The organism is Acidithiobacillus sp. HP-2 (genome assembly GCF_015100155.1).
In the GTDB taxonomy this organism is placed as follows: domain Bacteria; phylum Pseudomonadota; class Gammaproteobacteria; order Acidithiobacillales; family Acidithiobacillaceae; genus Acidithiobacillus.
In genome coordinates, this window is record NZ_JACKZA010000022.1 from 25369 (window position 1) to 37107 (window position 11739).

The window sequence follows — 11739 nt, forward strand, 5'->3', positions numbered from 1 at the left end:
GCACTTCTCTCGATATGTTTTGATCTACAGAAACTCAATAGGGTGAAAAATGGCTGAACCTTACGTCATCAAGATGCCGCAACTGACCGATACTATGACGGAAGGGGTGGTCGTTTCCTGGGAAAAACCCATTGGCGCTCGGGTCGAACGCGGCGATGTGGTGGCGACCATCGAAACGGACAAGGCGATCATGGATGTGGAAGTGTTCCGCTCCGGCTATCTGGCGGGTCCTTTGGCAGCGGTGGATAGTGTCATGCCGGTTGGTGCGACCATGGCCTATCTGACGGAAACGCCGGATGAGGCTGTATCCCCGGTTCAGGATGCCCCAGTCCAAAGCGCGCCTGCTGTTGCTTCAGAACCGACAACACCGACAGAATCTGAAGCGCCTTCGGGTTATGCCATCAAAATGCCACAGCTTTCCGATACAATGACTGAAGGCGTGCTGGTGTCCTGGGAAAAATCTCTGGGCGATAAAATCCAGCGTGGCGATGTGGTGGCGACCATTGAAACCGACAAGGCCATCATGGATGTGGAAGTATTTCGTGAAGGCTATCTTTCCGGTCCGCGTGTTGCGGTGGACGCAGTGGTACCCGTGGGTGATCCGATTGCCTGGTTGGTAGAAACGGCGGATCAGGTGCGCGAAGCTGGCACTGCTTCGGGATCACGACCGGAGCGGTCGGCAGCTGCGGTGGACAAGACTCCCGGCGCTTCCACTATATCCGCTCAAGCGCCTGTTGCTCAGCCTTTGTCAGCCCGGGTGCCTGGAGCGCAACCTGCGCCGCGCCCTCAGCAGGGGGCGGCAAGTCCCTTTGCCCGGCAGTTGGCCGGGCAGCAGGGCGTGGACCTCAATCATCTGCAGGGTAGCGGGCCAGCAGGAGTCATTGTTGCCGCAGATGTCATTGCTGCGGCGGGTCGTGCTGCCCCCGCCACGACAGGCGCCCGAGTTTCTGAACCTGCCGTGCCCGGAGAAGGGCGGGCGATGAGCGCCATTGAAAAGGCCATCAGTCAGGCCATGGTGGCCTCCCTGAGTATTCCGGTATTTCACGTCACCGTGAAGGCCAAACCCGAAGCTCTGATGCGCGCTGCCAAAGCGCACAAAGTGTCGCTGACCGTGGCTATCGCCAAGGCCGCATCCCAGGCGTTGGCCAAACATCCCCTGGTGAATGCCGCTTATCAGCCGACGGACAAAATCGTGGAGCGCGCCCAGCATGATATTGGCATCGCCGCGACGACGGAAGACGGCGGGTTGGTTGTTCCGGTGTTGCGTGCGGTGGAGGGCAAGGATCTGGCGCTACTCCAGAGTGAATGGACGCCGCTGGTGGAAAAAGCGCGTAAGCGGCGCTTGAGTCCTCCCGAATATACGCACCCCACTTTCACTATTTCGAATATGGGGATGTATGGCATCACCCAGTTTGATGCCATTGTCACGCCGGGGACCGCCGCCATTATTGCCATTGCCGGTAATAGCCCGGAAGGCATGCCCATTACCATCACGGCGGATCATCGGGTGGTCAATGGTGCCGAAGCCGCGCTCTTTCTAAAAGATCTCAAAAAAGCCATTGAACATCCGGAAGGCTGGCTGGGGGCTGCTGCCTCGCCCATTCCCGAAGGCGATTATGATGTTCAGGTGCTGGTCATTGGCGCTGGGCCGGGCGGCGAGGATTGCGCCCGGGAACTCGTCGAAAACGGTGTCAAGGTAGCCATGGTCAATAATGCCCCCTATCCCGGCGGGGAATGCCTGTGGCGTGGCTGCATTCCTTCCAAAGCCTGGCGTGCTGCAGCAGACCGGATTCGTGATCGGGAGCATGATGCGGCCATGGGACTGCAAATGGGCACGCCGAAGCTGGATTGGGCGCAACTGGAAAAACATCGTCGCGGCATCTTGCAGGCACGCGGAGAAATGGCCCTGAAAACAGATCAAGGCATGAAAATTCAGGTGCTTGAAGGCACGGCGCGATTTACCGGCGAACACAGTGTCGAAATCAGTGGTAAAGACGCGCGCAGCCTCCGTTTCGGGGCCTGCGTCATCGCTACCGGCGCTCCCGCCTTTGTGCCGCCCATTCCCGGCGTTCAGGAAGCCTTGAAAAGTGGTGCTGCGGTCACTTCGGATACGGTTTGGGATCTGGCCCAACCCCCCAGGCGGCTTTGTGTCATCGGCGCGGGTGCCATTGGTATGGAAATGGCGCAGATGTTCCATGATTTCGGTGCCGAGGTGCTGGTGCTGGAGGCGCTGCCGCGACCGGTGGCGGAAATGGAAAAAGAAGTTTCCGAGCAGCTGATGAAAGCACTGGCGCACAACAGTCCGCGTCTGCAGGTTCTGACTGACGTCAAGGTGCAGGAAGTTTCCGGTAAGCCCGGAGCCCTGGATATCCGCTATCAGTTTGGTGAAGAAGTCACCCATCATTCCTGTGATCTGCTGCTGGTGGCTACCGGCAAACGTCCTGATACCAGCGCGCTGAATTTGTCTTCTGCAGGCGTGACTCTTGCCGAGCGGGGCGCGATTGCGGCGAGCAGCACCGGTCAGACCAGCGTGGCGCATATTTATGCGGTAGGAGATGTGGTGGGCGGCTATATGTTGGCACATACGGCGGGTCAGCAGGGCCGGGTAGCTGCTGCCAACCTGCTGGGTCATGCTGCTCAATATGATGCGGCCAAAGATAGTGGTGTGACTTTTACCCGCCCACAGTGCGCCTTTGTCGGTCTGTCCATGGAACAGGCCAAGGCTGCGGGAGTGGACGTGGCCGAGGTCAAGGTGCCCATGAGTATTGATGCCAAGGCCATGATGACCGGTGAAACTGATGGCCTCATCAAAATGGTGGCCGACAAGGTCAGCCACCGCATTGTCGGTGTCCACTTCCTTGCCGATCACGCCGATCTGCTGGTGGGTGAAGCCGTCATGATGGTCAGTGCCGGGTTGACACTGGAACAGGTAGCCGAGGCTATTCATCCCCATCCCACCCAGACTGAGTTGTTCGGAGAAATGGCCAGACGTTTGCTGTCACGCTTGCGGCGCTCGGCACGGGCAGCAGGCTGACAACTTGGCCAAGCCGGATGTTGAGGAATCGCAGCCAGCGGTAAGTATCAGCGGGATGCGCGCACGCATCCTGCGCTTTTACGAAAGATTTCTCGACCTCATCGTGGTGGTGCTGATATTTGTCATGCTGATCACCTTGCTGGCCTCCGTGGTGGGGGTGGTCTGGGACGTGTACAAAACCGTTTTGTCCTTCCGGGAAGAAGCGGCCATTCAGGGTCTGGTGGCTGATGTGCTGTCGGTATTTGTGCTCATTGAGCTGTTCCGGACGTTTACCGATTACCTGGAGTTTCACCGTATCCGCTTGCGGGTGCTGTCGGAAGTGGCCATTGTTTTTGTATTGCGGGAATTGTTTATCGGTCTTTATGCCCATCGTCTCGGACCCATGGATCTGATCGCATCGGCAGTGCTGCTTGCAGTGCTGGTCGGTGCCCGGGTTGCCGCTGTTCAGTACGCTCCGAAGAACACCGAAAGAGACTGAAACGGCCATATCCGTCCCGAAAATTGTCCGGGCAACTTGACGCTGCCCCGAAAAAGCGAGCAAAATGGTCGGGTATCCACTGAACAACGCGCTGCAGCGCATGGAGTTAAGCACAATGAGCACAGCAACTGAAACAATGACCAATCTGGATTCCATTCCTCCGGTAATGACCCTGACGCAAAACGCGGCGGATAAAATTACCTCTCTGATTGAAGAAGAAGGCTCTGAAGACCTCAAGCTGCGAGTTTTTGTGACGGGCGGCGGTTGTTCCGGTTTTCAGTATGGTTTTACTTTTGATGAGAATATGAATGAGGGTGATACGGAAGTGCATCAGTTTGGCGTCAGCCTCCTGATTGATCCCATGAGTTACCAATATCTGGTTGGCGCTGAAATTGATTACAGCGAAGGCCTGGAAGGTGCCCAGTTCGTGATCAAAAACCCGAATGCGACCACCACCTGTGGTTGCGGATCTTCTTTCTCTGCCTGATTTTTGTAGAGATAAGAATTTCTCCAGGGGAGGCTCATGGCCTCCCTTTTATTTTTCCAGCGCGTTATGATGACTCTCAGGCTCTTGCTGTCCTGATCAGGACAGCAACTGTGCGTGGGTTGTTGCCCCGTGACAGTTGGATTCATTACTGACCAGAATAACAAGGAGTTCGGCATGGCGGATACGAACGTGGCTCCCGGTCTGGAAGGCGTGGCGGCAACGCACTCCAGTATTTCTCACATAGATGGTGTGGCAGGTTTGCTGAGTTATCGTGGCTACGCTATTGATGACCTGGTAGCCCATAGCAGCTTTGAAGAAGTGGCCCTGCTTCTGCTGGACGGCGCACTTCCGGATGGTGCAGATCTCAAAGCTTTTGATGAGGGGCTGCGCAGTCATCGGCAAGTCAAATACAATGTCCGGGAAATCATGAAATTCATGCCGGTAACCGGGCATCCCATGGATATGCTGCATTGCGCCGTGGCGAGTCTGGGGATGTTTTATCCGCAGCAGGAGCTGTCCGATGCTGAGCGCGAAAACACCCCGCATCTGGATGCCATGGCAATGCGCATCATCGCCCGGATGCCCACCATCGTCGCCATGTGGGAGCAGATGCGTTTCGGCAATGATCCCATCGTGCCGCGTACGGACCTGAATCATGCCGCCAATTTTCTGTATATGATTTCCGGTAAGGAGCCCAATCCGGCACTGGCGAAAATCCTCGACACCTGTCTGATTCTTCATGCCGAGCATACCATCAATGCCAGTACCTTTGCGGTACTGGTCACCGGTTCTACGCTCACCAATCCCTACCATGTGATTGGCAGTGCGATTGGTACGCTGGCGGGTCCCTTGCACGGCGGTGCGAATCAGAAAGTGGTTGAGATGTTGGAGGAAATTGGCAGCGTGGCCAAGGTGGGCGCTTATCTGGACGCCAAAATGGCCAATAAGGAAAAAATCTGGGGCTTTGGTCACCGGGTGTATAAAACCCGGGATCCTCGTGCGGCCATTTTGAAAGAGATGATGGAAAAACTGGCCAGCAATGGGCATTTGCGGCATAGCCAGCTTTTTGAAATTGCCATTGAGGTCGAAAAACAGGCGACTGATCGCCTCGGCCCCAAGGGCATTCACGCCAATGTCGATTTTTATTCTGGTGTTCTTTACCACGAAATGGGAATCAAGGCTGATTTGTTTACGCCCATATTTGCCATGGCGCGCTCGGCAGGTTGGCTGGCACACTGGCGGGAACAGCTGGCAGACAACCGGATATTTCGTCCCACCCAGGTTTACAATGGTGCAAGCCCAAGGGCTTATGTAGCGCTGGACAAAAGGAATCAGGCACAGGCATGACAGAAGTTTTACAAAATATTCCCTTCCTCGCTACGGAACGTACCGAGGCCTTGCTGGATATTGAGCGGCATCTGATAGCGGGTCAGTCGGCCATAGAACGCTGGTTTCGAGGCCAGTTTCAAAAAACTCCGGCGCCCTTTTACGCGTCCGTCGATTTGCGCAACTCCGGTTTCAAGTTGGCACCGGTGGATACCAATCTGTTTTCGGCAGGCTTCAACAATCTGAATCCTGAATTTTCATCGCTCTATGTATCGGCCATTCAGCACTATCTGAACCAGCATCATCCGGGCCTGGAGCGCGTGCTGCTCATTCCCGAAAATCATACCCGCAACCTGTTTTATCTGGAAAATGTGGCCAGATTGCGAGAGCTTCTGGAAATGTCCGGACTGGAAGTGCGGGTGGGTTCACTCTTGCTGGAAGAGCGCACGGCTTATGATTTACCTTCGGGTAATTCCCTGCTTTTGGAGCCCATTTTTCGTGAAGGCGGACGCTTAAAGGCCGCAGGATTTGATCCCCAGCTGATTTTGCTCAATAACGATCTTTCCGGCGGTGTGCCGGAAATTCTGGAGAATCTCGAACAACCCATATCCCCGCCTCTGGCGGCAGGTTGGCGCTCGCGGCGGAAGTCCCAGCACTTTGCCCATTATCGTGCCGCCGCACATGAACTGGCGGAAGTGATAGATATCGACCCCTGGTTGATTGATCCGTTTTTCCGGCGTTGTCAGGGTATTGATTTCATGCGTGCCGAAGGCCGTGATTGCCTGGTCGCCAATGTCGATGCGGTTCTGGAATTGACCCGCGAGCGCTACGCCCACTATGGGATTACCCAGCGTCCCTTTGTGATTGTCAAAGCCGACGCAGGCACCTACGGCATGGGCATCATGACGGCTTACTCCGGTGAAGAGTTCATGGATCTCAATCGTAAGGAACGCACGCGCATGGCTAAAAGCAAGGAAGGCCTGCCAGTGAGTGACGTGTTTATTCAGGAAGGGGTGTATACCTTTGAGCAGACCGCCGAGGAGGCGGTGGCTGAGCCGGTAGTTTATATGGTGGGTCAGCAGGTGCTGGGCGGCTTTTACCGGGTGCATACCGGGCGGGGGCGCGATGAAAACCTGAATGCCCCCGGCGCGCATTTTGAGCCCATGGCCTTTGGTGAGCCTTGCATACTGCCTTGCCGGAAATCGCCGCCCGATGCCCCAGTAAACCGTTACTATGCTTATGGCGTCATTGCCCGCCTGACCCTGGTGGCGGCGGCCCGGGAAATGGCCGATTGGCGTCGGCAGCAAATCCGGAGTGTTGAGTGATGACCCCGTTGAAAGCAGCCATTCTCATGGATCCCATAGCCGGGATCAAACCCGCCAAAGACAGCACTTTCGCCATGCTCCTGGCGGCGCAGGCACGGGGGCACCAGTGCTGGGTGTTTGGCCTGCCTGATTTGTTCATGCGCGATGGCCAGGTCTGGGCACGCCTGCAGGCGGTGACGGTGCAGGATGACAGTGCCGACTTCGCGACGCTGGCTGCCGTTGAAGAGCGGCCCCTGGCAGATATGGACGTGGTGCTGATGCGCAAGGACCCTCCGGTCGATCTGGAATATCTGACCGCCTGTTATCTGCTGGAACATGCCGGAACCTGGGTGGTGAACAATCCGGTGAGTCTGCGTAATGCCAATGAAAAACTCTATGCCTTGCATTTCCCCGAGTTTCTCCCGCCCTTTCTGGTCAGTCGTGATCTGGGTGACCTGCGCGCTTTTCTGGCCGAGCATGGCGAGGTGGTGGTCAAACCCCTTTCTGCGCGGGGGGGCGAAGGGGTATTTTACTTGCACCAGCAAGACCGCAATGTGGGCAGCATCCTCGAAACCGTAACGGCCTGGGGACAGCATTATGTCATGGCTCAGCGCTATATTCCGGCCATACGCGAAGGCGACAAGCGCATTATTCTGGTGGACGGCGTGGCGGTGCCTGGTGCCATGTTGCGGGTACCTTCTGAAAAAGACTTTCGTGGCAATCTGGTAGCAGGGGCTACAGCCGTAGCCGCCGAGCTGAGTGCGCGGGATCAGGATATTTGTGCGGCAATAGGGCCAGCTCTCCGTGCTGCAGGATTACTTTTTGTCGGGCTGGATGTGATTGGCGGCTATGTGACTGAAATCAACGTCACCAGTCCCACCGGGGTGCGGGAGATTCGTCGCTTTTTTGCTGTGGATGCCGCCGAGCTGCTCTGGCAGCGTCTGGAACAAGGGCAGTAATGGCCGCGCTGGCACAGTCGGGAATGCAATCTGCCGTTTTTCATCGAAAACCCGTATGATAGGCAGTATGACGAATTTCTCTTCTCTTAAAAATCATCTGCTCATTGCCATGCCGGCGCTTCATGACGGTATTTTTGACCGGACGGTGATTGTAGTTTGCGAGCATAGCCCCGACGGTGCCATGGGCGTGGTCATCAATCGTCTTGTGGATATTAATATGTCCGAAGCTCTCAAGGCCGTAGATATCCAGCCTTCCGAAGAAATGATTCATCGCCCGGTTTATTGGGGTGGACCGGTGCAGCCGCAGCACGGCTTTATTTTGCATTCGCCCAAGGGTGAATGGCTTTCCAGTCTGGAGCTGAACGAGGACCTGGCATTGACCAGCTCTCCCGATATTTTGCAAGCCATCGCCCAGCATGAGGAACCCCAGCGTTATCTGTTAGCTTTGGGGTATGCCGGTTGGGGGGCGCAGCAACTGGAAGAAGAGTTGAAAGAAAATGCCTGGTTGCACGGCCCGATGGATATGCAGGTCATGTTTGAGTTGCCCGCCAGTGAACGCTGGCAGGCCGCCGCGCGCTCGCTCGGAGTGGATATGCGCCTGCTCAGCGGGGCGGCGGGCCATGCCTGAGGGCTCCGGGCCGCTTCTGGGGATTGATTTCGGGGAACGACGTATTGGTATTGCCGTGTTGGGCGAATCCGGTTGGGCACCGCAGGGCGTAGCTACCCTGCGCAATGGGGAGATCGGCCCGGATTGGGAGAGCTTTGCGCGCATCCTCAAGGACTGGCAACCGCGCGCTATAGTTCTGGGTTTGCCCCTGAACATGGACGGTAGTGAAGGCTTGATGGTGCGCCGGGTGCGCAATTTTGCCAGGAGTCTGCAGCGCCGTTTCCCCCTGCCTGTGCATTGGGTGGACGAACGCCTCAGTAGTCATGCGGCCGAATGGATGCTGAAAGAGCGGGCGCTTTCCGCAAAGCAGCGCGCCGGGCTTTTGGATCAGGCCGCTGCCTGTGAAATTCTCCAGACTTTTCAGGATGTCGGAGCCATGCAATGAATGCAGACTGGGATGTGACAACACTGCTGGAAGGAATGGTTCGGGATTTGCGTCCGCATGTAGACCCGGAGCAGACCGCCATGATTGGTATATTTACGGGTGGTGTCTGGATAGCCCAGGCGCTGCACCGCGCTTTGGGGCTGAAAACGGCGCTGGGGCAGCTGGATATTTCTTTTTATCGGGATGATTTCAGTCAGATTGGTCTGCACCCGCAAGTCCGGGCGTCGGATATTCCCTTTGCTGTGGACGGTCGCTCCATCGTTCTGGTGGATGACGTGCTCTATACGGGGCGTACCATCCGCGCCGCCATGAACGAAATATTTGATTATGGCCGACCGGCAAACATTCTCCTGGCCGTACTGGTAGATCGCGGTGGGCACGAAGTCCCGGTGGCGGCCGACATTGCTGCCTTACGCCTCAACGCGGCGGCGGGTGGACAAATCAAACTCCGGGGCCCCGATCCGCTGCGTCTGGAATTGCTGACATCGCCAAGGACAGCTTCATGAGTTTTTCCACTTTCCGTTTTGGTGATGGTAATCCTCAATATGACGCCCAGGGTCGTCTCCGCCATCTGCTTAATACCGAAGGGCTGCGTGAACCCGAAATGCTGCAGATTCTGGATACGGCCGAATCCTTCCTCAGCATCGCGCAGCGCAGTGTCAAAAAAACCCCGACGCTCCGGGGCAAAACCATCGTCAATCTGTTTTTTGAGAACAGCACACGCACGCGGAGCACCTTTGAGCTGGCCGCCAAACGCCTCTCCGCCGATGTTTTGAATATTGCGGTCAGTACCAGCAGTGCCAGTAAGGGCGAATCCCTGATCGACACGGTGGATAATCTTATGGCCATGCAGGTGGATGGTTTTGTGATTCGCCATCCGGAAGCCGGAGCCGCGCATCTGATCGCCCGGCATCTGGGAGACTCGGCGCTGGTGATCAATGCAGGTGATGGCCAGCATGCCCATCCGACCCAGGCCTTGCTGGATGTATTCACGATTCGGCGTCTGGCCGGACCCATTGAAGACCGGGTCGTGGCTATTGTGGGTGATGTCCTGCATTCGCGGGTGGCGCGTTCCCAGATTCATGCCTTGTCGATTCTCGGTTGCCCGGAAATCCGGGTCATCGGGCCACAAACCCTGGTTCCCAAAGAACTCTCCGCGCTGGGGGTGCATGTCTACCACGACCTGCAGGCAGGATTGCGCGGTGTCAATGTCATTTGTGCCCTGCGATTGCAGAAGGAACGCATGGAATCCCATCGTCTGCCCAGTCTGGATGAATTCCATCGCCGCTTTGGCCTGACTCCGGAGCGCTTGCAGTGGGCGCAGCCTGATGCGCTGGTCCTGCATCCGGGGCCTATGAATCGCGGCGTGGAAATTGCGTCGGAAGTGGCGGACGGTCATCAGGCCGTGATTTTGCAACAGGTTGCATACGGTCTCGCCGTGCGTATGGCGGTATTGACCCTCCTGGCGGGTGCTGCGGGCGGAGGCGAAAACCATGCGTAGAATCATCCGCAATGTCCGCGTCATGGATCCCGGCGATGGATTTGATGCGGTAACCGACCTGGCTATTGTCGCTGGAAAAATCGCTGTACGGGGTGCTGTCGCTGAGGATTTTCGGGCGGATGAAATTCTCGATGGTACAGGCCTGGTAGCTTGCCCGGGGCTGATAGAAAGCAGCTTGCAGGCGCATAGTCCCGGTCATGGACGCGATGGCGATCTGGCCAGCGAGCTACAGGCCGCCGTGGCGGGTGGGGTAACGCAGGTCGTGCTGCGTCCGGATACCCAGCCCGTTGCCGATACCCCTGCCGTCCTCCGGGAGCAGCAACTGTTGGCTGAAAAGCTGGCTCTGGCGCGGGTGCAGGTCAGCGCGGCCCTGACAACGGGCTTGCAGGGGCAAGCCTTGAGTGAAATGACGGCACTTATGGATGCTGGGGCGCGGGTGTTCAGTCAGGCCAAGCAGCCTGTCCATAGCGCCGCCCTGCTGCGTCTGGCCCTGAGCTACGCGGCTGATTTGGGACTGCCGGTAATGCTCCATCCCGAAGACCCCGAACTGGCCGCCCATGGCGTGATGAACGAAAGCGGGTTGAGCCTGCGGCTGGGCCTTCCGGGGCGCACGGCCGTGGCTGAACAGGTGGGCATCCAGCGGGATATAGCCATTGCGGCACTGAGTGGCTGCCCTCTGTTTTTCCCTCATCTCAGCACGGGCGGCGCTGTTGCTGCGGTAAAAGCCGCCCGTAAGCGTGGTGAGGCGGTGCGCTGCGGGGTCAGCATCCACCACTTGTTGCTCAGTGAGCAGGATGTCGGGTTTTTCAACGTCCATGCCAAAGTATTGCCACCGCTACGCTCTTTGGCCGAACGGGATGCCCTGCGCCGGGCTGTGGCCGAGGGCGATGTTGCGGCCATCAGCAGCGATCATACTCCCTGGGGAGTAGACCGCGAGAGCATGACTTTTATTCAGGCTCCTTTCGGGATCAGTGCGGTGGAGTGCTTGTTGCCGCTGACTTTGCGTCTGGTGGACGACGGCCTGCTGGGTTTAATGGCTGCGCTGCGATTACTCAGCACCGGCCCTGCTCAGGCGCTGGGCTTGCCGCTGCCTTCTCTGCAAGTCGGCAGTGTGGCGGATTTATGTCTGTTTGATCCGGAAGCCGCATTTACCCTTAATCCCGCATCCGGAGCCAGCCGGGGCCGCAATCTGCCTTATGCCCAATGGGATCTGCGCGGACGGGTGCGCTATACCATGGTGGAGGGGCGGGTGGTGTTTCGGGGTTGAGGATGTTTGTGCCAATACCCCTAGCAGCTTGTCGGACTTTCATTTTGCCTAAAATTATCGTATAATTACTTATGATTCAATGTGATGAGTGATTTTATGGCCCACTTCCTCGATGCTGACCGCAAGACCGATTATCTTCTGCCCCCCTCCATGGACGACTGGCTTCCGGAAGGGCACCTGGCGCGATTTATCGTGGAAGTCATTGATCAGCTCGATCTCTCGCTGCTGGTCCAACAATATGCGGGTCGTGGCCATAAGGCCTATCACCCGGCCACCCTCCTGGCGATTCTGGTCTACGGCTATGCCAACGGGGTCTTTTCCAGCCGTAAAC

12 protein-coding genes are annotated in these 11739 nt (G+C 57.2%); all 12 read left to right on the forward strand.

Features of this window, described 5'->3' with window-relative positions:
* Positions 1-49: 49 nt before the first annotated feature.
* Positions 50-3034, forward strand: a complete 2985-nt coding sequence (locus H7F11_RS14545) for an FAD-dependent oxidoreductase (RefSeq protein WP_193650839.1) — start codon at positions 50-52, stop codon at positions 3032-3034.
* Positions 3035-3038: 4 nt separating this feature from the next.
* Positions 3039-3512 (forward strand): phosphate-starvation-inducible PsiE family protein, encoded by a 474-nt coding sequence (locus H7F11_RS14550; RefSeq protein ID WP_193650840.1) that lies wholly within the window; start codon positions 3039-3041, stop codon positions 3510-3512.
* Positions 3513-3648: 136 nt separating this feature from the next.
* Positions 3649-3999 (forward strand): iron-sulfur cluster insertion protein ErpA, encoded by a 351-nt coding sequence (gene erpA, locus H7F11_RS14555; RefSeq protein ID WP_029316244.1) that lies wholly within the window; start codon positions 3649-3651, stop codon positions 3997-3999.
* A 174-nt stretch (positions 4000-4173) separates the two neighbouring features.
* Positions 4174-5346, forward strand: a complete 1173-nt coding sequence (locus H7F11_RS14560) for a citrate synthase (protein WP_193650841.1) — start codon at positions 4174-4176, stop codon at positions 5344-5346.
* On the forward strand, positions 5343-6650 hold the full coding sequence (gene gshA / locus H7F11_RS14565; RefSeq protein ID WP_010640691.1) for a glutamate--cysteine ligase: 1308 nt from the start codon (positions 5343-5345) through the stop codon (positions 6648-6650). The genes H7F11_RS14560 and gshA overlap by 4 nt, the downstream gene beginning before the upstream one ends.
* Complete coding sequence (gene gshB, locus H7F11_RS14570) at positions 6650-7588, forward strand: glutathione synthase (RefSeq protein WP_193650842.1); 939 nt, start codon at positions 6650-6652, stop codon at positions 7586-7588. Before gshA ends, gshB begins: the two co-directional genes overlap by 1 nt.
* 67 nt (positions 7589-7655) lie before the next feature.
* Positions 7656-8216, forward strand: a complete 561-nt coding sequence (locus tag H7F11_RS14575; protein ID WP_193650843.1) for a YqgE/AlgH family protein — start codon at positions 7656-7658, stop codon at positions 8214-8216.
* Positions 8209-8640 (forward strand): Holliday junction resolvase RuvX, encoded by a 432-nt coding sequence (ruvX, locus tag H7F11_RS14580; protein ID WP_193650844.1) that lies wholly within the window; start codon positions 8209-8211, stop codon positions 8638-8640. The genes H7F11_RS14575 and ruvX overlap by 8 nt, the downstream gene beginning before the upstream one ends.
* Positions 8637-9146, forward strand: coding sequence for a bifunctional pyr operon transcriptional regulator/uracil phosphoribosyltransferase PyrR (gene pyrR / locus H7F11_RS14585; protein ID WP_193650845.1), 510 nt, complete (start codon positions 8637-8639; stop codon positions 9144-9146). The genes ruvX and pyrR overlap by 4 nt, the downstream gene beginning before the upstream one ends.
* Positions 9143-10141 (forward strand): aspartate carbamoyltransferase catalytic subunit, encoded by a 999-nt coding sequence (locus tag H7F11_RS14590; protein ID WP_193650846.1) that lies wholly within the window; start codon positions 9143-9145, stop codon positions 10139-10141. Before pyrR ends, H7F11_RS14590 begins: the two co-directional genes overlap by 4 nt.
* Entirely contained in the window at positions 10134-11408 is a 1275-nt protein-coding gene (locus H7F11_RS14595) for a dihydroorotase (protein ID WP_193650847.1), read from the forward strand. The genes H7F11_RS14590 and H7F11_RS14595 overlap by 8 nt, the downstream gene beginning before the upstream one ends.
* A 96-nt stretch (positions 11409-11504) precedes the next feature.
* Positions 11505-11739 (forward strand): transposase (locus tag H7F11_RS14600; RefSeq protein WP_193658216.1); only part of this gene is annotated, 235 nt, incomplete at its 3' end.